Source organism: Collinsella sp. CLA-ER-H9, assembly GCF_040092295.1.
Lineage (GTDB): Bacteria > Actinomycetota > Coriobacteriia > Coriobacteriales > Coriobacteriaceae > Collinsella.
The window spans coordinates 1-22,494 of sequence record NZ_JBBNLV010000010.1 but is presented as its reverse complement, the minus strand read 5'-3'; the positions used below and the strand labels follow the sequence as shown (position 1 = coordinate 22,494).

Genomic DNA, 22,494 nt, shown 5'->3' with positions numbered 1-22,494 from the left:
ACTCCTTGCGTAAACACTGCCTGTAACCCGTCTACTGTACCGCACCTACCGCATCCGCGCGAGGGCGACCCGCGATATCCCGTCTAACTAACGCAATCCTTCTACCGCGTCTGCCAAAAGGACGGCAGCGCGATCCTGGGCCAAACCGCGAGCCACCTGACGCATGGCATCGCGCGCCTGCGCATCATCGATAAGATGCAGCAGCTCATCGGCAAACGCCTGGGTATCAATATCGGCATCGGCGCAGAGCACGCCAGCACCGGCATCGACCAGATAGCGGGCATTGGTGGTCTGATGATCGGCCGTCGCATGCGGATACGGCACCAGTACCGAAGGTGTGGCAAGGGCCGCGATCTCGGCAACGCTCGAAGCGCCCGAGCGCGAGAGGACCAAATCGGCCGCGGCCAGCATATCGCCCATATTGTCGATGTAGGGCTGGACGCGATACCGCTTCGCCTCCTCGGGCATCAGGGCAAGAGCACGCTCGGTGTCCTCGAAGCCATCGGCGCCCGTCGAATGCAAAACATAGAGATTATCGCGCGAGAGCAACTCGTTTTTAAGCGAAGCCACGCGCTCATTAAGATGTTGAGCACCAAGTGAGCCGCCAAAAACCAGCAGGAGTGTGGCGTCCTCAGGCACGTCGAGAGCCCTGCGACCGCGAACCCGATCCCCCTCGATCACAGAACGGCGCACGGGGTTGCCGGTCATGAGCACATGGTCAGGATCGCCCTCACGCTCAAACACGGAACGTGCTGCCGGCACCGAGATGCAAACGCGGGCGGCATGCGAACTCATCATCTTGTTAGCAAGGCCCGGAACGGAGTTCTGTTCATGCAGCAGATACGGAATGCCCGAGTCTTTGCACCAGCCCAGAAGCGGGACCTCGACATAGGCGCCAAAACCTATAGCGACATCGGGCTTGCAGGCTTTAGAAAAATGGCTGCCGAGCGCGCGCTTCGCCTTATAGACACGCCACAGCGAGCTCAATGCCGTCCAAGGGCGAGAGCGGTCGAAGCCCGTAACCGTAATCGGCACAAAATCGAACCCTGCCTCGGGAACCAGACGACCCTCGAGCTTATGCGACTGACCCACAAACACAACGTGGTGGCCACGGTCACGTAGCTCCTCGGCCAAGGCAAGTGCGGGGTTGATATGTCCCGCCGTGCCGCCGGCTGCGATAGCAACGGTCATCTTATCGGTCATGGTAGTCCCTTCGTACGCGCGGCCCCTGGTCGTCGGTGCGCAAGCGCGCCGACGGGTCCGAATTCAAGTCGATCCGATTATATCCGCCACCCGTATTGCGCGGCGTCGGTCGTTGCGGGCGACTCTGCGGCACCGAGCGCGGACGAGCATCCGACTCCGAAGCAAAACCGTTCAAGACGGTAAAACCGCCACGCGACGAGCGCTCCCCACGCGTATGGGGAACACCGGCAGTGCTCTCGTCCATAACGGCAAAGCTATCGCGACGACGATCGTATTCATCGCGTCGAGCGCTCTCGTGCGAGACGCGTAAAATAAGCCCGGCGAGCATGAGCGACACGATAATCGACGAGCCGCCATAGCTGATAAACGGCAGCGGCTTACCCGTCATAGGAAACACGTTGAGAATACCCAGCGCGTTGATCAAAAACTGCACCGCGAGGATAACCGCAGAGCCCGAAGCCATGAGCGCCCCGCGACGATCGGCGGCCTGCTCGGCAATTCGAAACGCCGAGTAGATCAGCATCGCAAACACCAAGAAAAACAGCAGCGTCCCCAAAAAGCCAACCTCCTCGCCAATGATGGCCAGGATGTAGTCGTTGTGTGCCTCGGGCAAATACGAGTACTTCATGGTTGAGTTACCGATACCGCGGCCGAACAGTCCGCCCGAAGCAAACGCCATAATGGCGAGCGTTGCCTGATACCCGTCTCCATATTCATCTGCCCAAGGGTTCAAGAGAACCTGAATGCGCACCATACGGTACGGCTCGACGACAAGAGCGATCACGATGATGACGGCGCCAGCAAGAATCGCACCGATAATGAATTTTGGGTCAAGACCGGCAAAGAGCGCCATGCACATGATCGTCAACAGAATAATCAGGATGGTGCCAAAGTCGGGCTGAATAAAAATCAAGACGAGCGATATGCCCAAATATAAGCCCATGCCCTTAAGGAACTCATTGATGTTACCGCCGGGCGAAAACACGCGATCGAGCATGATGGCAGAATAGGCAATGGCAAACGGCTTGAGAAACTCCGATGGCTGAAACTGAATGCCGGCAATGCTCAGCCAACGCGTAGCGCCACGGCTGCCGCTACCAAAGAGGAACACCGCAAGCAGCAAGATCATCATAGCGATAAGGGCAAGTTTAAGCGCCCCTTCGCCAAACCAGCTATCGGGTGCAACGCGCGCGATGAACTCGAGGGCAGCAACGCCGACGACAGTGAACATAAACTGCCGGAACAAAAAGTAGGTCGCGGAGTCGTTCTCGTGAAGCGCCTCGACTGAAGAAGCCGAGTACACCATAAGCAGGCCAAAACAGACCAGCGAGAACAGGCAGGTCAAAAAGACCAGGCGGGGTCGCATGATACGTGCGGGGACGCCGGCGATATAACGTTCGCCGATGCCCTGCGTGCGACGACCGGCGCGCGGCGTGCTGCGCTGCGAGGAAGCACGGTCCGAGTCGGGCCTCCTCATATTCTGTCGGGGGCTCTCCTCTCTCACCGGCAACCCCTATTCCATTTGCGTATTGGACGCAGCTGCAAGCTGGGCCACATAGTCCTTAAACACGCGACCGCGCTCCTCGTAGCCCGAGAACTCATCGAACGAAGAGCAGGCGGGCGACAGTAAGATCACATCGCCGCGGCTCGAGAGCGAACGGGCAACGTCCACGGCATCGCGCAGGTCGTCGGCCTGAGCGATATCGACATCACCGTCGACATCCGCCTCGTCCATAGCGGCGGTAAAGCGCTCGCACGCGTCGCCAAAGCAGACCACCGAGCGAACGTTATCCATCACAACGCGGGCAAAGGACTCGAGCGGCGTGCCCTTATCGTGACCGCCGAGCAGCAAGATCACATCGTCATCGGGAAACGCCGTCAGGGCCTTTTCGACCGCATCGGTGTTCGTTGCCTTGGAATCGTTAACATAGCGCACGCCATCGATCTCGCCACAGGGCTCAACGCGGTGCTCCAGCGGCTGGAACGAGACCAGGCCGCGACACACACCGTCAACATCGGCGCCGACCGTCAGGGCCGCCGTGGCAGCACACAGGGCATTGATTACATTGTGATGGCCCGAAATCTTAAGCTCGGACGTATCGACGAGCGGGGTCTCGACGCCCTTCAGGCGAATGACCATCTTGCCATCGCGAACAAATGCGGCGTCCTCGCCCGCAGGCTCGTCAAAAGCAACCTTGCAGATGCGACGGCCCGGAACATAGATGTACTCATCGAACTCGTGGATACCGGCATCCTCGACATCAACAATCACCAGGTCATCGTCGACCATATTCTCGAAGAGCTTAATCTTGGCGAGCGCATAGTTCTTATGGCTCTTATGCCAGCCCAGATGATCGGGGGTAATGTTGAGCAGCACCGCCACACGGGGGTGAAGCTCCTGGGTCGTTGCGATCTGATAGCTCGAAAGCTCCGCCACAAACCACTCGTTATGCGCACGGCCATCGATCTCGTTCACCGGAGGCTCGCCAATGTTGCCGACAGCAACGCTCGCCTCGCCCGCCGCCTTAAGCAGGTAATCGGTCAGCGACGTGGTTGTCGTCTTGCCGTTGGTGCCCGTAATGGCAATCCAATTTTGGGGAGACAGACGGTAGGCAAACTCGGGCTCACCCATAATCTGGGCAGCGTGATCACGGCCAGCCTTAAAGAATGCCGAGAACTCCGAGATGCCCGGACACGTCACGCATACATCAAACGCGCCCTCGACCTGCTCGGTTCCGTAGACAAACGATGCCCCGTGCGCCTCGAGCGAGCGCGTGGCATCGTTGGGCTCGGACGCGCCGCCACCGTAAACGGTAACGGCACTCACGCGCTCGGGATGCGCAAGCGCCCAGCGAGCGACATCAAGACCGGACTTGCCCTGGCCCAAAACGAGCAGGCTAAAGACATTAGCAAGAGGCATGAAAGACCACTATCCCAACTGGAAGAACAACGCGAGGCCCAGGGCTCCGAAGGCCGCGGCGACAATCCAAAAACGGATGACGACCTTGGTCTCGGCCCAGCCCTTCTTTTCGAAATGATGATGAATGGGCGCCATAAGGAAGACGCGCTTGTGCGTAAAGTGGAAATAGACAACCTGGATCATGACCGACAGGGTCTCGACGATAAACAGACCGCCGATGATGAGGGAAACGACTTCGGTGTTGGTCATGATGGAGGTGCAGGCAAAAGCGGCACCCAGGGCAAGCGAGCCGGTATCGCCCATAAAGATGCTCGCCGGATAGCAGTTGAACCACAAAAAGCCCAGGCAGGCGCCGGCGCACGCCGTGCAGAAGATGGACAGGTTCACATCGCCGTGCAAAAACGCCATGGCGGCCATGGCCAGCATGGCGATCATGGAGGTGCCGCCGGCAAGACCGTCCAAGCCGTCGGTGAGGTTTACGGCGTTGGAAAGGCCCGCGATCATCAGCCAGCAAAAGACAAGGTAGAGCCACGGAAAAGAGAGGCCGCAAATGGTGGTCGAGAGCACACCAAGGTCGATCGTCAGGCCACCGGGGAAACGAATCTCGGGGGCGACGCCGCACCAGTTGACAGCAAGCACGGTAAAGGTAACGCAGATGAGGGTAAGGCCAATCATCTTGGCGTGAGGCGTCAGGCCGAGCGAGCGGCCGTGCGTGACAGAAGTCAGGTCGTCGATGAGGCCAAGAACGCCGGTTGCCAGCGTGGCGAGCAGCACAAGCACGAGCTCGGTGGTGAGCTTTCCCATCAAAAGGCAGGTCAGCGAAACGGCAACCAGGATGATGACGCCACCCATGGTGGGCGTGCCCTGCTTAATCAGGTGACGCTTGGGGCCATCGGCGCGAACCTGCTGGCCGATGCCCTCGACCTTCAGGAGCTTAATCCACCACGGCATAAGCAGCATCGCGATGACGGCGGCGATGCCCAACCCCAAAAATGCCTGGTACGTAGGATACGAAGGATTGCCGAACATGGACTAGCACACACCTTCCACAAAGCGATCGAGCTCAACGAAGCGTGAGCCCTTGACCAGCACGACATCATGCTGCTCAAGAGCGCCGCCCATACGGTCGAGCACCTGCTGATAGTCGGAGAACACCTGAATGCGGTCCTCATCCATACCCATCATGCGCGCGGCCTCGGCCATACGCTGGGCAAGCTCACCGCCGACACATGCGAGCATATCGAGCTTCTTGGCCGCCGCATAGGCGCCCACCAGCTCATGCATGCGAGGAGCCTCGTCGCCCATCTCGCCCATCTCGCCCAGAACCGCCATGCGCGAACCCGTGCACGAAAGCGAACACAGCAGGTCGAGGCCGGCTGCCATCGATTCGGCACTGGCGTTATATGAGTCGTCGATGACGCGAGCGCCGCTCTTGGCGCGCTTGATTTCCTGGCGATGCCCGGTAATCGTAAGACCCCTAAAGGCGGCATCGATCTGCTCGGGCGTCACGCCAAGACGATAGGCAACCGCCGCGGCCTTAACGGCATTGGGAACGGACTGCGCGCCGGGAATGGCAAGCAGTGTGTCGATAGTCTCGCCCAAGCCAAAATCGAGCGTAAAGACCGGGCGCCCCTCGTCATCAATGCGAATGTCGCACGCACGGACCTCATCGTCGTCCGAGACGCCCGCAAGCATCACGTCGACGCCCGCAGGCGCGGCAAAGGTGTCGCGGATGAACGGAGTAAAGTCGTCCTCACCACCCAAAACCAGCAACGGGAGAAGGTCTCCGGCGGCGCACATGCCGCCAACAATCTCGGATTTGGCACGAGCGATATTCTCGCGACTGCCCAGAATACCGATATGGGAGGTGCCGATCTTGGTCACAATGGCAAGGTTGGGATTGGCGGACTGAGACATGCGCTCAATCTCGTGGAAATGGTTCATGCCCATCTCGAGCACCAGAACCTCGGTGTCGGCAGGGGCCGCCAGCACCGTGAGCGGCATACCGATCAGGTTGTTGTAGTTACCCTTGGTTGCCCAAACGCGATAGCGCTTGGCGAGCACCGCGGCGAGCACGTCCTTGGTCGTTGTCTTGCCGATAGAGCCGGTAATGCCAATTACCAGGCAGCCAAGCTCCAAACGATAAGCGTGAGCCAGGCGCAGCAAAAACTCCTCGGGGTCATCGGTATGCAGGATGGCGCAGCCCTTCTCATGGGCCAGCGAAAGCAGCTCGGCATCGGGCTCGCGCGTCATCACTACGGCGCCGGCACCCAACTCGATGGCACGGGAAGCAAAGTCGTTGCCGTCGACCTTTTCACCCGGGAAGGCGACGAATATCGTGCCCTCCTCAACCTGGCGCGAGTCGATAACGCAACCGCGGCATACCCGATCGGCTTCTCCCGTCACGGTTCGGGCCCCTGTTGCGGCCGCGAGATTGTTGACGGCGATCTCTATCATTGCAGCTCCCCTGTAAACCTAATAATGCTATCGGCGTATTGTATCCCAGCGCCGCCTACGCGTGGTGCAGGGCGTGTGAACAACCCGGATTAACCGACTGGCCATTTCATAGATAGTAACCCCCTACTTGGTGCGCGGGACACCCAACACGTCAAGCGCACTGGCCATAATGGACTGGAACGGCACTGCGGCGGCATCGGAGCCTGACGGGGTTCCGTCAAGGGTGATATAGCACAGGACCTTGGGCGACTGCGCCGGGGCAAACCCCATAAAAGACGACATGTAGTTCTCTTTGAGGTAGCCGCCGTTCTCATCGGCGCGCTCGGCCGTACCTGTCTTGCCCGCCACGTCGTAGCCGTCCACCGCGCCGCCAACGCCCGTTCCCTCGGCAACGACCGTCTGCATACACGATGTCACCTGCGAGGCGGCCTCCTCGGAAATCGCGCGATCCCCCTCGCCCCAATCCTTTTCATCGCCCTTGCTCGACTTATAGAAGTGCGGAGTCATCATCACGCCGCCGTTCGCGATGCCGCCCACGGCACGTGCGACCTCAATCGGCGAGACGGACAGCGCCTGGCCAAAGCTCATAGCACCCAAGGTGGCACCATCGTACTGGTCGCGCTCCTTGACGATGCCCAGACTCTCACCCGGAAAATCGACACCGGAGCTATGACCGATACCCCACTTGTCCACATAGGTGGCAAAATCATCGGCACCGATCTTGCGCCCCACCAGGACAAAACCGACATTGGACGAACGGCGCATCATCTCGCGTACGTCCATTGTCATGGTGTAGTCACGCTTGTCGGCATCGGTAACGGTATCGTCGCCCACCTTGATACTCGCGGGAACCTCAAACGATGTGCTCGGGCGCACAACGCCCAAATCAAATCCGGCGCCCGCAACCAGCGTCTTAAAGACCGAGCCGGGCTCGTAGGCATCCGTCACCAGACGAAGGTTCATGTCCTCGGTCTTGGCGTTTTCCAAATTGGTCTGGTCGTAGGTCGGATACGAGCAGGCGGCCAGGATCTCTCCAGTCGTCGGGTCGGTCACCAGGGCCGACCCGTTTTTGGCCTTCGTCTTCTCGACCGCCTCGGCCAAGGCATCTTCCGCGGCGCGCTGAATGTTGACGTCGATCGTCGTCACGATATCCACGCCATCAATCGCGGCAACCTTTTTATAGGCACCGCCCGCGATGTAGCCGCCATCTCTTGCGCGCTCGCGCACAAGAGAGCCATTCGTTCCGGTCAGAAGCTCATCGTATTGTTTTTCGAGTCCAGTCAGGCCAGCGTTGTCCACGTTCACGACGCCCAGCACCTGAGAAGCCAGGTTTCCATACGGGTAAACCCGCTTCATCGCCTGCTCAAAGAGCACGCCGGGTAGATTCTTCTTTTCCAGGGCGGCAGCGTCATCCTCGTCGACCTGGCGCTTGATATACACCCAGGAACCATCAGACAGTACCAGCTTGCGACAGGTCTTTTTATCGATACCGGTGGCCTTGACCAGCGCCGAGACCGTCTTGTCGACGTCCTCGACAAGCTGAGGGTTCACGGCGACATTGCGGCATTCGACTGACGACGTCAGCACGTTGCCGTTGCGGTCGTAGATAGTGCCACGTTTGGCATAGAGCGTCTGTGAAAGCAGACGCCGCGCGTCCGCGCGCTCGCGCAGCTTGTCAGCATTCACGATCTGGTATTCGGCAAGACGGAAGACGCCCGCGGCAAGGCCAACCCCGATACAGCCCATAACGACATCGCGGCGAGGCAGCGGCGTTCCCGTAACCCATTCAGACGACGACCCCTTGCGCGCGCCCGTATTGCGCACCCGAGGTCCGCCCGAACCACGAAGACGCGACGCAGGGTCGTTGCCATAGGACGGCCCCGCGTTGTAAGATGGCCGACCCGTTCCTTGATAACCAGAACGTCCCCGCGAGGAGGGACGTCCAGACCCGTGGTCCCCGTCGGAACCGCGGCGATAGTCATTTGTCATACTCAGCTACCGTCTTATTTACTGAGCGGCCGCAGTCGAGCTAGCGCCCGCGGCTGCATCCTGCGAAAAGTCAAGCGTAACGCTCTCGCTGGGCTCCACCATGCCATAGGCGCCCGCAAGATCGCGAATACGCGTGTCGGCACCATAGACCGAATGCATGACCTCAAGGTTAGAACTCTCGTCGGTCGCCTTCTCGAGCGTGTTGGTAAGCCCTGCGTTGCCGTTAAGCACCTGGGCCGTAACACCGGCAAGCGCCACGCGCGCGACACCGATCGTCATGAAGACAGCCGCAATGATGCAAACCGTTTTAAGAACGCTCATGAAAACCGGGCTTACCGCCTGGTTTGCCTGACGGCCCGCGCCCGTGTAGACATCAAAACGCGGCGTGCGTTGCTCACGAGGGGCAACGGGCGCCTGCGGTGCCTCGCGGTAGGCGGGCATGGCGTTCATATCATAGGCGAGTGCTGCGTTTGAGGTGTTATAGCCCATGATATGCCGCCTCCCATCCCGAGTACGTTGGTAGTGTGTTTAAGCTTCGTTTATGGTGCGAGCGGGAGGTCCAATTTCGCGCGGTCGCGCCTACAGGCGCTGCGCCACGCGGATTTTGGCTGATCTCGCCCGAGGGTTGCGCGCGACCTCATCGGGTTGGGCAACCAAGGGTTTGCGGGTGATGACCTTGAGTATCGGCACGTTGCCGCACACGCACACCGGAATCTCCGGCGGACACGTGCACCCCTGGCTCATCTCCTTAAAGTGGTTCTTTACGATACGGTCCTCGAGCGAGTGATACGAGATGACGCAGATGCGTCCGCCCGGGTTGAGCCACCTGGTGGCGGCGTCAAGCCCCCTCTCGAGCACATCGAGCTCGTGGTTGACCTCGATGCGAATGGCCTGGAAGCTCTTCTTGGCCGGGTGTCCACCATGCCGACGAGCGGCAGCCGGAATGCCAGCCTTGATGATCTCGACAAATTGACCGGTGGTTTCGATCGGTTCTTGCTCGCGACGGCACACGATCTCGCGCGCAATCTGCGAGGCGAACTTCTCTTCGCCATAGACGCGTAGAATCCGGGCGAGGTCGTGTTCGTTATAGGTGTTGATGACCTCAGCTGCGTTTAGGGTGTTGTTACCCGGATCCATCCGCATGTCCAATGGGGCATCTTCGTTATACGAAAAGCCCCTGCCAGGGATATCGAGTTGCGGTGACGAAACGCCCAAGTCAAACAGGAAGCCATCGACCCCGGGCACCTCGGCCGAGCAAAGCAGCTCGTCCAAGTCGCCGAAGTTGCCCTTCAGCAGCTGGTGCGGGACGCCGGGAACCTCGCGGTCCAGACGGGCGCCAGCGGCCTCGAGGGCCATGTCGTCCTGATCGACGCCGAGCAAAAGGCCCGTCTCCCCCACCTGCGCGGCCATCTTTACCGAATGACCGGCACCGCCAAGGGTGCAATCGCAGACAACGGAGCCGCTCTTGAGCTGCAGCGACTCAAGCACTTCGCCGAGCATGACAGGTTCATGCCGATATTCTTGTGTCAAGATCCCACGCTCCATCCGTTACTCGTGCCTTGCCCTTACGAGAAGAAGAGGTCAAGCAGAGCCTCGTCGTCATCGTCCTCATCGGCCGCGGCGCGGTCCCAAACCTCAAGGTGGTCGTAGTTGCCCACAACCGTGACCTCGCGGTCAAGGTTCGCCTGCTTGCGGAGAGACTCAGAAAGACCGATACGACCGGCGCTGTCCACATCCATCGACGTGGTGCGCTTGTTGATCGCCCTCATGAGCTTCTGGTCGTTGATGTCACGCGGGTTAAAACCCTCGTGGCCCTCACGACCCGCGAAGAGTCCTTCGACCCACTTATCGAAGGCCTCGGCAGAGAACACGTACAGAGCATCGACATCCAAGGCTTTGAACACGCGAACGTGCTCTCCAAGTTCCTCGCGAAGGGGTGCAGGCAGGGACAGACGACCTTTTGCATCGAGATTGCGCTCGTATGCACCAGTCATTCCCATGTGCGCCCTCCCCTCGGTTACTCAGATGGCACGTACGCGGGGAACCACCCCGCCTGTCGACGTCATTAATAATATGGGGAACTGCCCCATTTTTCAACACCTTTCCCCACCCCTTCCCCCACCCTACCCCACCACTCCACCCCCTAACTATTGGGCGCCACCCCCGAGCATATGTTCGAAAACACAATATGTTGTGTTTAACGCAAAGGCGGGATGCCACCTGTAGCACCCCGCCTTTCAACCTCAACCTTCAAGTTGACCTTGAGGCGATTTTTACGTCCCTTTACATCCCGTTCACATCGCCCCCAAACTCTCCCACGCGCGGCATGTGCACCCCGCCGCGCCATTGGCCGGTGGCGCAAAATGGGACGGACCCCCGATTGCCAAAACGTGCGCAACAGCACGTTCCAGCAATCGGGGGTCCGTCCTCGGATAGCATGTAATCGCAGCTCAGCAGCGTATTAGCGATGTGCCAGCGGGTGGGCCGCCAGGTAAACCTCAGTCAGCTGCGTACGATCGACATGCGTGTAGACCTGCGTCGTCGATATATCGGCGTGTCCCAAGATCTCCTGCAGCACGCGAAGGTCCGCGCCGCCCGCGAGCATATGGGTGGCAAAGGAATGGCGCAACGTGTGCGGATGGAGTCCCACCAACCCCACCTGGCGTCCGTAGCGCTCGCATATGACGTGAACACCCTGACGCGACAGACGCCCGCCGTTCTTGTTTAAAAAGACCGCCGGCGTCTCTGTCCCACGAGCATGAGCCGCCAGAAGTCGGCGCCCATCACATATATAGTGCGTCAGGGCACGCGCCGCGCTTCCCACCAAAGGGACCAGACGCTCCTTGGAGCCCTTGCCGCGAACCAGCACAAAGCCGTCATCGGCATGGATATCACTCACATCGAGCCCCACCAGCTCGCTCACGCGCAGGCCGCACCCATACAGCACTTCCAAGATAGCGCGATCGCGCAGACCCATCTCACCATCCGGAAAATCCTGGTCGAGCAATGCCGAAACATCCTCCACCGAAAGGCACTCCGGCAGGCGCTCGGCCTTTTTTGGCAAACGCAACGCCGCCGTAGGATTTTGGGTCACGGCCCCATCGCGCACCAAAAAGGCATGCAGGCCTTTGACGGCAGCGAGCGCGCGCTCCACCGAGGCATCGGAATAGCCCCCATCGCGCCGATCGGCGATAAAGTCCTCAATGACCCGCCGACTCACGTCCTCAAAGGACGCAATGCCCGTCCGCTCCAGATAGGCACAGTAGGTCGTCAGGTCTCGGCGATAGGCGGCAATCGTGTTACGCGCCAAGCCCCGCTCGACTGCAAGGTAATCAAGAAACTCCCCCGCCGCCACAGCGAGCGGCGAAGGAGCTTCTCCGATATGTTCCCGGTTCGCCGGCAACCTTAGTCCGTCGAACGATTCATGGGCGTCACCTGCAGGCGATCGACGCCCTCATGCTGGCCAATCGAGGCACGCACGAACTCTCGGAATAGCGGCTGAGGATTGGTGGGGCGGCTCTTAAACTCGGGGTGAGCCTGGGTGGCCACGAACCACGGGTGCACATCGCGCGGCAGCTCGACCATCTCGACCAGACGCTCATCAGGCGAAAGACCCGAGATGACAAGACCGGCGTCCTCGAGCTGATCGCGGAAGGCATTGTTGAACTCAAAACGGTGACGGTGGCGCTCGTAGACAAGCTCCTCGCCATACGCCTCACGCGCGAGGGTATCGGCAGCGAGCTTGCACGGATAGGCGCCCAGGCGCATGGTGCCGCCCTTCTCGGTCACGTCCTCCTGCGAGCTCATCAGGTCGATTACGCTAAACGGACCGTCCGGATCAAACTCGGAGGAGCTGGCACCGGCAAGGCCGACAACGTTGCGGGCGAACTCGCACACGGCAACCTGCATACCCAGGCAAATGCCCAGATACGGAATCTTGTGCTCGCGAGCAAACTCGGCAGCAAGGATCTTGCCCTCCAGGGCGCGCTTGCCAAAGCCGCCGGGAACCAGGATGCCCGATGCGTCGCCCAGAACCTCATTGACGTTTTCGGCATCGAGGCTCTCACCATCGACCAGCTGCACATCTACGTGACGATCGTAGAAAACGCCCGCGTGATGCAGGGCCTCGATAACCGACAGATATGCATCGGGAAGCTGGGTGTACTTTCCCACAACGGCAACCTTAACCTTATCGGCGTGATGGTTGGCATGGTTTTGCTTGCGCAGGAACTCATTCCATGCGCTCATATCGCGCTCGCGCGGATCGAGGCCAAGGCGCTCGCAAATGCGCAGGTCAAAGTCCTGCTCCGCGAGCAGCTGCGGCACGTCGTAAATGCTCGCGCAATCCTCGTTGGTAAAGACACAGTCGGTGTCGACGTCGCAGAAACTCGCGATCTTGCCGCGGATAGCGTCATCAATATGGTGATCGGAGCGCAGCACAATGATGTCCGGCTGGATACCAAAGCTGCGCAGCTCCTTGACGGAGTGCTGCGTGGGCTTGGTCTTAACCTCGTGGGCGGCGGCGATATAGGGAACGAGCGATACGTGGATGTAGCAGACGTTCTCGGGACCGGCCTCCTTGCGGTACTGGCGGATAGCCTCCACGAACGGCTGCGACTCGATGTCGCCGATCGTGCCACCCAGCTCGGTAATGACAACGTCGGAGCCAGTCTGCTCCTCAATGCGGCGGAATTTGTCCTTGATAGCATTGGTGACATGCGGGATCACCTGGACGGTACCGCCCAAAAAGTCACCGCGACGCTCGCGGGCAATCAGGCTCTTGTAAATGGCGCCCGTCGTAAAGTTAGAATCGCGGGTCAGGTTCTCGTCAATAAAACGCTCGTAGTGGCCCAGGTCCAGATCGGACTCGTAGCCGTCCTCGGTCACAAAGACCTCACCGTGCTGGAACGGGCTCATGGTACCGGGGTCGACGTTCAGATACGGGTCGGCCTTCTGCATCGTCACCTTGTAGCCGCGCGACTTGAGCAAACGGCCCAGCGATGCCGCGGTAATGCCCTTGCCCAAAGACGAAACCACGCCGCCGGTCACAAACACATGCTTAGTCATATTGAATTACCTGCGCTTCCCGTAGAAGTTGTCCATACACATCTTACGGGTCTTCATTGTAATACTCGAGAAAGAAGCAGTTCGCCATTTTTCACCAAAGTGCTTGCATTTCTCCATCTCGAAACAAAACGCCGCCCGGGACCCGAGCGGCGTAGCAACAACTTAGGCGGCAGATCGCTACCGATCGGCAAGCTCGTCCCTGAGCATATCCCGAACGAGCATACCCGCGCGGATGCCTTTCAGATACCACCCGCCACGCTCGGTAAGGCAAATACCATTTGCAAGCTGGCCGCCATCCTCGCTATAACGCGAAACGACCTCGATCAAACCGTCAGAATCCAAGCGCTCAATTGCGGCGCGGGCTCGATACGGAGACACCCCAACGTGCTCCGCAAGCGTTTTGCGCGAGAAGCCATATGTCCCGCCACTTTCGGATTGCTGGGCAATCTCCATCAACACCAGCACTTCGACACGCTTCATATCGTTGACACTCGCACGACCCTTGCCCGCCATGGCAGCCTCCTCTAACCGAGCACGAGCATCCAGCGCGCCGTGCACGACCGACACACCTCACGATGGCAGGTAATATCCATCATGCGGCATCCCGCTAAGGATGAAACAGTTACGATTATTGTATACCGCCCAAATTGTTTTTAGGCAGGTAAACGGCTATTTTTCGCCGAAATAGACGCTTTATTGATCAAAAAGCCGTACCGGGCGCTAACCCGATACGGCCAAAAGGCGATGCAATTACCGCGGTACTTCAAACTTAGCGATGGAAGAAACCACGACGCTCAAACTTGGGCTCGCAGCACACGTTGATGCCCAGTTTACGCAACACCGTCTCGTCCGTCGGCGAGATAATCACGCTAAAGAAGGCATCGCAACCGCGCAGCTGCTCCAGGCCCGAAAGGACACGAGCGGCCGTCTCGCTCGTAGCCGAGGTGATCGACAGCGCCATAAGCGTCTCGTCGGTGTGAAGGCGCGGGTTTTTGCTGCCCAGGAAATGCGTCTTGAGCTTGCTGATGGGCTCGATCGCCTCGTCGCTGATGACTTCAAGCTCAAGGTCGACGCCCGAAACATGCTTGAGAGCGTTCATAATGAGCGAACTTGCGGCGCCCAGGCGCGTGGAGGTCTTACCGGTCACCACGGAACCGTCCGGCATGACCATGGCGCCCACGGGACCACCCGTCAGTTGCTCCCTGGTTAAGGCCGCCGAGCGCGCCGGTGAGTAGTTCTTATCGATGCCGGCCTTCTTCATAATAATCTTGAGACGGTCGACTTGCTCATCGCCCACGCCGGTACGGCGCACATTTTCGACCGCGGTAAAGTAGCGGCGGACGATCTCCATCTTGGAAGCGTCGCGGCAGGCATCGTCATCGGTGATGGCAAAGCCGACCATATTGACGCCCATGTCCGTGGGACTCTGGTAGGGGCTCTTGCCTAGGATCTTTTCCATCAGGGCACGGACCACCGGGAAGGCCTCGACGTCGCGGTTGTAGTTGACCGTGGTCTTGTTGTAGGCCTCAAGGTGAAAGGAATCGATGATGTTGGCATCGTCGAGGTCCGCCGTGGCGGCCTCGTAGGCAATATTGACCGGATGCGTCAGAGGAAGATTCCAGACCGGGAAGGTCTCAAACTTGGCATAACCGGCGGCGGTGCCGTGCTTATGCTCGTGATACAGCTGTGAGAGGCAGGTGGCGAGCTTGCCCGAGCCAGGGCCGGGCGCCGTCACGACAACGAGCGGACGCGTGGTCTCGACGAACTCGTTCTTGCCGTAGCCTTCGTCAGAAACGATCAGATCGACGTCGTGCGGATAGCCCTCAATGGGATAGTGCAGCTTGGCGGGAATGCCGAGTGCATTCAGACGATTGCGGAAGACGTCGGCAGCGGGCTGACCGGCATACTGCGTGATAACCACGGCCGCGACAGCAAAACCGTTGCCGCGGAACAGGTCGACCAGGCGCAAGACGTCCTCGTCATAGGTAATGCCCAGGTCGCCACGGGCCTTGTTCTTCTCGATATGGTTTGCATTGATTGCGATGATGACCTCGACGTCGTCGGCAATGCTCTTGAGCATGCGGAACTTGCTGTCCGGCTCAAAACCCGGCAGCACGCGACTCGCATGATAGTCGTCAAACAGCTTGCCGCCAAACTCCAAATAGAGCTTGCCACCAAACTGCGAGATGCGCTCCTTAATGTGAGCAGCCTGCAGCTCGATGTACTTCGCATTGTCGAAACCCTGGCGCATGTGTGGCTCCCGTCCCGTTTCCATTTAATGTCCTAGGCGATTATAACGGAGCCCGCCCTCCCCGATACCCAGACCATCAACAGGCACCAACCAAACACGCTCACCACAACCACCGGGGACCCGGGGCAGCTCGTTTGGAACGGGGAACAAGTCACTCAGCACCAACAATGAAAACGTCGCAGGCAGAGCTGAAGCCAGCGAACGGGCACCAGAGCGAGCAAGCTTCCCCCTGCACCAACAAGGGGAACGTCGCAGGTGGAGCATAAGTCAGCGAAAGCCCGTCAGAGCGAGCAAGGTGACGTGAAAGAGGAGGGCATAGGCCTTTTGGCCATGCCCGACGATTGAACGTCAGATTGCCGCTCTGGCGGGTTTGCAGCGTCGAGTGGTTCCGGCGTTTGGTAAAACGCCGGAACACAAGAGCGCCCCCTCCCGCGCACGGAACGGGAGGGGGCTAAAGGTAGGAGTCTACCGGTGGGGTTACCCCACCGGACAGACGATGACCAGGTGATCCTTTACAGGATCGTCATGGTTTCCGTGGGGTACCCAAGGGGTACTTAGAGCATCACGCAAGCGACGGTCAGGATGACGGCGCAGACGACGGAGAGAGCGACGATGAGCTTAAGCGCAAACTTGAGCCAGGTCGTCCACTCGATCTTGGCCAAAGCAAGACCGCCCATGATGGCGCCGGAGGTCGGGGTGAACAGGTTCACGACACCGATGGCGGCGGAGAAGATCATGACCATGACCTCGGGCGAGAAGCCGAGCTTAACAGCCAGCGGTCCCATAATGGGCATGGAGACAGTAGCCATACCGGAGGTCGAGGGGATCAGGAAGGACAGGCCGAAGTAGACCAGGAAGCTCATGGGAGCGAAGATCACGCCGGACAGGCCAGCCAGAGCATTGGCGGCAGCGTCGAGGACGTAGACGTCGAGGCCGGTGCTAGCCATGAGGACGGAGATACCACGGGCGAGGGCGATGACGAGGACAACGGACATCATGTCGGCAGCGCCGGTGATGAAGGTGTTGACGATCTGCTTCTCGGACAGGCCACCGATGATACCGATCAGGATAGCCATGAGGAAGAACCAGGTGGAAGCCTCGTCGAAGTACCACTGGCCAATGGGCAGGCCGGTGATCAGGGCAGACCAGCCCTGGACGACGGCGTTACCGTCGGCGTCGTAGACAGCGCCAGCGTCAAAGAAGTTGGCGACGCCCTCGTTGAGGTCGGCCAGCGGGATGAAGCCGACGATCATGACGACGAAGGTGAAGGCAAAGGCGATCAGAACACCCTTCTGACGACCGGTGAGCTTGACCTCCTTGTTGACCTCGGAAGCAGCCTTGCCGTGAGCCTCTTCGGCGTCCTTGAGCTCCTGCATCGAAAGGATGGTGGAACCCTTGTCAGCCTTGACCTTCTTGGCATAGCTCATGACGAAGAAGATGGACATGGCAGTGGTAACAATCCACAGGACGGCACCGAGGCCGATGATGATGGACTGGTTGACCTCAATGCCAACACCGGTCAGAGCGTCGACGGCAGCGCCGACGGCGAACGGGTTAACCGTGGAGCCCAGGCAGCCGCAGCCAGCGCCGAGCAGGACGGTGGCAGCACCGACCATAGGGTCGAAGCCAGCGGCCATCATGGTAGCGGCAAGCAGGGCGTAGAAGGGAACGGTCTCCTCGCACATACCATAGGTGGTACCACCGAGGGAGAAGATGAGCATCAGCACGGGAATGAGCATGATCTCGTTGCCCTTAAGCTTCTGCACCAGAACGGCAATGCCGTTGTCCAGGGCGCCGGTCTCGGTCATCATGCCGAGGAAGCCGCCGAGGATCATAACGAAGAGGCAGACGGGCAGAGCATCAGCGAAGCCCTTAACCGGGGCGGTGCAGAAATCGCTCAGGCGGGCAGCGGTAACCTCGCCACCGGACGTACCGGAGACGATAACGGTAACAACCGCGACGATTGCCAGCAGAGCAAGAAGAATGGTGAACGATGAAGGCATACCGCGCTTTTTCTTAGCGGTCTCAGTCATAGTTCTCATCCCCCCTTCATAAATCAATTACTGATCTCGCCCGAAGCGGCTCTTCCGTGCCGTGCATGTCGCTCAGTGCGAGATTTTTACCATACAAAAGCGCTCGGGGTGCGCAGCAATGCACCCCGAGCGAGATGCTAGAAGCTCTTACTTGAGCGTAGCGTACATGACAGCCTTGATGGTGTGCATGCGGTTCTCGGCCTCGTCGAAGACCTTGGAAGCGGGGCTCTCGAAGACCTCGTCGGTGACCTCCTGCTCGGTGATGCCGAACTGCTCGCACTTCTCGGCGCCAATCGTGGTGTTGGTGTCGTGGAAGCTGGGCAGGCAGTGCAGGAAGATGGCACCCGGGTTGGCCATAGCCATGACCTCGGAGGTGACACGATACGGGGTGAGCTGAGCGATGCGCTCGGCCCAGACCTCGTCGGGCTCGCCCATGGAGACCCAAACGTCGGTGTAGATAACGTCGGCACCGGTGACGCCGTCCTTGACGTCGGTGGTCAGCTTGATGGTGCAGCCGTTGGCCTCGGCGATGGGCTTGCAGGCCTCGATAACGTCGTCAGCGGGCATGCACTCCTCGGGGCCGCAGGCCACGAAGTTCATGCCGAGCTTGGAGCAGACGACCATGAGGGAGCGAGCGACGTTGTTCTTGCAGTCGCCCATGAAGACGAGGGTCTTGCCCTTGATGTCGTAGTTGAAGTTCTCCTGGACGGTCAGGATGTCGGCGAGCATCTGGGTGGGATGCCACTCAGTAGTCAGGCCGTTCCACACGGGCACGCCGGACTTAGCAGCGAGCTCCTCGACGTCGTCCTGGGCAAAGCCGCGGAACTCGATGCCGTCATACATGCGGCCGAGAACGCGAGCGGTGTCCTCGATGGACTCCTTCTTGCCCATCTGCGACGAACCAGGATCGAGGTAGGTGACGCCCATGCCCAGATCCATGCCGCCGACCTCGAAGGCGCAGCGGGTACGAGTGGAGGTCTTCTGGAAGAGCAGAACGATGTTCTTGCCCTCGAGATAGCGATGCGGAACGCCAGCGCGCTTCATGTCCTTGAAGTTCTTGGAGAGCTTGAGCAGGTACTCGATCTCCTCGGTGGTGAGGTCGAGGAGCTTGAGGAAGCTACGGCCGGAGAGGTTAACACCCATGGTTCGTTTCCTTTCGAAGAAATGAATTACGTAAGTAATTAGTGTTGCCCGTTTGACGGGCGAAACCGGTGCGGTTGTAGGGGGACCGCACCGGAAACGGAAAACCTTAGAGGTCCTCGCGCCAGAAGGGCATGCTCATGCAGCGGGGGCCGCCGCGGCCGCGGGAGAGCTCGGCGGAGGGCACGACGAGAAGGTCCAGGCCCTCCTTGTACAGCACGTCGTTGGTGACGGTGTTGCGGGCGTAGACGCAGATCTTGCCGGGCTCGACGCACAGGGTGTTGGAGCCGTCGTTCCACTGCTCGCGGGAGGCCGCGATCGGGTCGCCGCCGCCGCAGGGGATCAGCTTGACCTGGTCGACGCCGGTAGCGTCCTCCAGGACGTGCTCGAGGGTGTCCTCGATCAGGCGGATGTTCACGTCGCCCGGGTTCTTGCCGGCGGTCAGCTCGTAGACGCGCAGGGTGCCCATGATGGCGGGGTGGATCGTGAACTTATCGACGTCGATCTGGGTGAAGACCGTGTCGAGGTGCATGAAGGCGCGCGAGACCGGGATGTCGAAGGCCAGGATGCGCTCGACCTTGGAGTCGGAGTTCCAGAAGATGTTCTGGGCCATGATGTCGATAGCGGCGGCCTGGGTGCGCTGGGAGATGCCGACGGCGAGGGTCTTCTCGTTGATGTTCAGCACGTCGCCGCCCTCGGTGTGGAACTGGCAGTCGCGGCGGAAGTACAGGGAGACGTCCTTGTAGTCGGGGTGGTACTTGAAGATGTACTTGCCGTACAGGGTCTCGCGGTTGCGGGTGACCGAGTACATGCGGTTGAGGTTGACGCCCTCGCCGACGACCGCGAACGGGTCGCGGGTGAAGTAGAGGTTGGGCATCGGGTCGATGATCAGGTCGGACTCGGACTCGGAGTTGACCAGGGAGTCGAGGGTCGTGGACGCCGTGAGGGGCATGTCGATCTCGGCCTTGGTCATGCCGGCCATGGTCTTCTTGACGAACTCGAGGTTGTCCTCGATGGAGTCCAGCTTCTCGCGGACGATCTGCGGCATGTGCTGGCCGCGGATGCCGGCCTCGGCGATGTACTGGTCGGTGAACTCGGCGCGGGCGCCGGGGACCTGGTCGAACACCTCGGCGACGAGGTTCTCGAGGTAGAGCACCTCGACGCCCTGGTCCCTCAGGATCTGGGCGAAGGTGTCGTGCTCCTGCTGTGCGACCTCCAGGAACGGGACGTCGTCGAACAGGAGTCGCTCGAGCTCGTCGGGCGGCAGGTTGAGGAGCTCGTCGCCGGGACGGTGCAGGCAGACCTTCCTGAGCTTGCCGATCTCGGAAGGCACGTGCAGACCTTTCGTCATGGCCTCCTACCTTTCTTTCGGGCCCCTGTCAGGGCCGATTCGTTAGCGCCCCTCCGTGTGAGGCGTTATTGCTGACGACATATTTATATCCAAAATCAGTCCATACTTCCACCTTGCCCCCGAACGGTTTTATATGAGGGGTGAACGGCATACACATATACTTCACGCATGGCACACTTTGATTTAATAAAGTTTATTTACGTGCTTAAACGCTTTTTTAACCGATAAATCAATTGAAACTAATCTTTGTTAAACCACCCTCAAATTGCATATTTCAAGCAACGATATGAATAGAATTCGCAATTCTCGCTGTGTCTCAACCATTTTGATTTTTATTCAGAAAAAAGTGCGTCCTATTCATTTTTGACAAACAGATTACCGTTTACCAGACGTTGGATACCGTTCACCGGAAGCTCAGTATAAGGCCCATCGAATACCCGATCGATCTTGCGTCTCCATTTGTAACAACTTGACTTTTTCGGCAGCAAAGACAAACAGACCCGTTCCCCAAAAGGGAGCGGGTCTGCATTCGGTACACCTAGGGTCCAGCAAGGTTTAGGCCTTCGAGAACCTCAAGGGACTAGCGATCGAGCTCGGCCAGTGCCTCGCCCAGAAGCCTCAGGCCCTCGCGAAGAACATCTTCGCTCGCGCAGTAGCCCAGGCGCGCTCCGCAGGGAAGCTCAAAACGGCTACCGGGGACCAACAGCACTCCCCTATCAGCCAGCAGGTGCTTGCAGAACTCCTCGTCATCCTCGGGAATATCCATCTGGATAAACGAGGTTGACACGCCCTGCGGGGCCGTCCAGGAGACACGCTGCTGCGTATCGATCCAAGCCTGTACGATATCGCGGTTACCAAACACGATCTTGCGGTTGCGCTCGAGAATCTTGTCCTTGTGCTCGAGCACGTAGGTCGCCAAAGCATCGTTAAACACGCCACCGCAGATCATGGTGTAGTCGCGGTAGGTGCGGATGCGGTTGGACACCTCTTCATCCGCAACGACCCAGCCCACGCGGGCTGCAGGCGTCGAATAGGTCTTGGACACCGAATTGGTGACAATGGCCCTCTCGTACACGTCTGCCATCGACATAAAGGACTCGGTGTTCTCGAGCGGCAGATACACCTCGTCGCACAGCACGTAGGCGCCCACCGAACGGGCAATCTCGGCAATCTGGCCGAGCATATCGGCATTTAGCACCGTACCGATGGGGTTCGATGCGTTATTGATGCAGATGAGCTTCGTGTTAGGGCGAACGAGGCGCTTGAGTTGTTCGATATCGGGTTTCCATCCGAGCTCCTCGCCAAGCTCCCAATACTCGACCTCGGCACCAAGCGTACGCGGAATCTCATAGAGCGGCGCATAGGTAGGCCACTCGGCAATCACATGATCGCCGGGCTCGACAACAGCCATGATGGCGTTGAGGTTGGCGCCCGTGCAACCATTGGTTTGCAGAATGTGATCGGGATTGACCTCGCGACGATACAGCTTGGCGACCTCGGCCTTAAACTCCGGCGAACCCTCGATCCAGCCGTAGTTCATCTTCTCGCGATCCAGACGCTCGTAGAACGTAGCGCCGTCCTGCTCGTCGAGCGCGCGAAGCTCGCCCATGGTCAGCGACGAAATCGTCGACTGGGCAATGTCCCACGTAGCGCTCTTCTCCCAAACGTTGAGCCATTCCTCAACGCCAATTGTCTTGATATCCATGACTAAGCTCCAATCGCTAGAACACGGGGATGATGCCGGCAAAGGTCATGGGAATCGAGATGATGCCCAAAAGACAAAGAAGCCGACACCGTTGGGGTATCAACGTGACCGCCTCTAGACATAATGGACACCTTATCTGATGCTAATTTAACTTATTAGACAAGAATGGGGCGGTGCGAAAAACCCGCACCGCCCCATTGGGAGACATCTAATGGCAGCTAGATGTTTGTATTAAGACCCGTACGGTCTATGAAAACCTTAGAGGTCCTCGCGCCAGAAGGGCATGCTCATGCAGCGGGGGCCGCCGCGGCCGCGGGAGAGCTCGGCGGAGGGCACGACGAGAAGGTCCAGGCCCTCCTTGTACAGCACGTCGTTGGT

General features: G+C 59.3%; 18 protein-coding genes. All 18 read right to left on the bottom strand.

The features are described from left to right. Nucleotides 1-87: 87 nt before the first annotated feature. A complete protein-coding gene (murG, locus tag AAAX73_RS06940) occupies nucleotides 88-1,203 on the bottom strand; it encodes an undecaprenyldiphospho-muramoylpentapeptide beta-N-acetylglucosaminyltransferase (protein ID WP_349125470.1) in 1,116 nt (371 codons plus the stop codon). Then, complete coding sequence (gene ftsW, locus AAAX73_RS06935) at nucleotides 1,193-2,707, bottom strand: putative lipid II flippase FtsW (protein WP_349125469.1); 1,515 nt, start codon at nucleotides 2,705-2,707, stop codon at nucleotides 1,193-1,195. The genes murG and ftsW overlap by 11 nt, the downstream gene beginning before the upstream one ends. A 9-nt stretch (nucleotides 2,708-2,716) precedes the next feature. Next, nucleotides 2,717-4,123 carry a UDP-N-acetylmuramoyl-L-alanine--D-glutamate ligase gene (gene murD / locus AAAX73_RS06930; protein ID WP_349125468.1) on the bottom strand — a complete coding sequence of 469 codons (1,407 nt, stop codon included), beginning with the start codon at nucleotides 4,121-4,123 and terminating at the stop codon, nucleotides 2,717-2,719. Between the two features lie 9 nt (nucleotides 4,124-4,132). After that, nucleotides 4,133-5,152: a phospho-N-acetylmuramoyl-pentapeptide-transferase gene (mraY, locus tag AAAX73_RS06925; protein WP_118080337.1), complete on the bottom strand. Its 1,020-nt coding sequence runs from the start codon at nucleotides 5,150-5,152 to the stop codon at nucleotides 4,133-4,135. A 3-nt stretch (nucleotides 5,153-5,155) separates the two neighbouring features. Beyond that, on the bottom strand, nucleotides 5,156-6,580 hold the full coding sequence (gene murF / locus AAAX73_RS06920; RefSeq protein ID WP_118080335.1) for a UDP-N-acetylmuramoyl-tripeptide--D-alanyl-D-alanine ligase: 1,425 nt from the start codon (nucleotides 6,578-6,580) through the stop codon (nucleotides 5,156-5,158). A gap of 123 nt (nucleotides 6,581-6,703) precedes the next feature. Continuing rightward, nucleotides 6,704-8,326, bottom strand: a complete 1,623-nt coding sequence (locus AAAX73_RS06915) for a penicillin-binding protein 2 (protein WP_349125467.1) — start codon at nucleotides 8,324-8,326, stop codon at nucleotides 6,704-6,706. Between the two features lie 261 nt (nucleotides 8,327-8,587). Then, nucleotides 8,588-9,058, bottom strand: a complete 471-nt coding sequence (locus tag AAAX73_RS06910) for a hypothetical protein (RefSeq protein WP_349125466.1) — start codon at nucleotides 9,056-9,058, stop codon at nucleotides 8,588-8,590. A gap of 90 nt (nucleotides 9,059-9,148) precedes the next feature. Then, nucleotides 9,149-10,114, bottom strand: coding sequence for a 16S rRNA (cytosine(1402)-N(4))-methyltransferase RsmH (gene rsmH, locus AAAX73_RS06905; protein ID WP_349125465.1), 966 nt, complete (start codon nucleotides 10,112-10,114; stop codon nucleotides 9,149-9,151). Between the two features lie 20 nt (nucleotides 10,115-10,134). Further along, the gene (locus tag AAAX73_RS06900; RefSeq protein WP_006234269.1) at nucleotides 10,135-10,569 is read right to left on the bottom strand and encodes a division/cell wall cluster transcriptional repressor MraZ; all 435 of its coding nucleotides are present in this window, start codon (nucleotides 10,567-10,569) and stop codon (nucleotides 10,135-10,137) included. Nucleotides 10,570-11,030: 461 nt separating this feature from the next. Next, nucleotides 11,031-11,924 carry a site-specific tyrosine recombinase XerD gene (xerD, locus tag AAAX73_RS06895; RefSeq protein WP_349125494.1) on the bottom strand — a complete coding sequence of 298 codons (894 nt, stop codon included), beginning with the start codon at nucleotides 11,922-11,924 and terminating at the stop codon, nucleotides 11,031-11,033. Between the two features lie 50 nt (nucleotides 11,925-11,974). Next, entirely contained in the window at nucleotides 11,975-13,636 is a 1,662-nt protein-coding gene (locus tag AAAX73_RS06890) for a CTP synthase (RefSeq protein WP_118080326.1), read from the bottom strand. Between the two features lie 177 nt (nucleotides 13,637-13,813). Further along, the gene (locus tag AAAX73_RS06885) at nucleotides 13,814-14,149 is read right to left on the bottom strand and encodes a hypothetical protein (RefSeq protein WP_118080324.1); all 336 of its coding nucleotides are present in this window, start codon (nucleotides 14,147-14,149) and stop codon (nucleotides 13,814-13,816) included. Nucleotides 14,150-14,405: 256 nt separating this feature from the next. Beyond that, the gene (locus tag AAAX73_RS06880; protein ID WP_022094206.1) at nucleotides 14,406-15,887 is read right to left on the bottom strand and encodes a DUF1846 domain-containing protein; all 1,482 of its coding nucleotides are present in this window, start codon (nucleotides 15,885-15,887) and stop codon (nucleotides 14,406-14,408) included. A gap of 554 nt (nucleotides 15,888-16,441) precedes the next feature. Next, complete coding sequence (locus AAAX73_RS06875) at nucleotides 16,442-17,920, bottom strand: YfcC family protein (protein ID WP_349125464.1); 1,479 nt, start codon at nucleotides 17,918-17,920, stop codon at nucleotides 16,442-16,444. Between the two features lie 147 nt (nucleotides 17,921-18,067). Beyond that, a complete protein-coding gene (gene argF, locus AAAX73_RS06870) occupies nucleotides 18,068-19,063 on the bottom strand; it encodes an ornithine carbamoyltransferase (RefSeq protein ID WP_006234279.1) in 996 nt (331 codons plus the stop codon). Between the two features lie 106 nt (nucleotides 19,064-19,169). After that, nucleotides 19,170-20,411, bottom strand: a complete 1,242-nt coding sequence (gene arcA, locus AAAX73_RS06865) for an arginine deiminase (RefSeq protein WP_055252566.1) — start codon at nucleotides 20,409-20,411, stop codon at nucleotides 19,170-19,172. Nucleotides 20,412-20,991: 580 nt separating this feature from the next. Then, on the bottom strand, nucleotides 20,992-22,116 hold the full coding sequence (locus tag AAAX73_RS06860) for an aminotransferase (protein WP_349125463.1): 1,125 nt from the start codon (nucleotides 22,114-22,116) through the stop codon (nucleotides 20,992-20,994). Nucleotides 22,117-22,374: 258 nt separating this feature from the next. After that, the gene (locus tag AAAX73_RS06855; RefSeq protein ID WP_349125493.1) at nucleotides 22,375-22,485 is read right to left on the bottom strand and encodes an arginine deiminase family protein; all 111 of its coding nucleotides are present in this window, start codon (nucleotides 22,483-22,485) and stop codon (nucleotides 22,375-22,377) included. Nucleotides 22,486-22,494 lie beyond the last annotated feature (9 nt).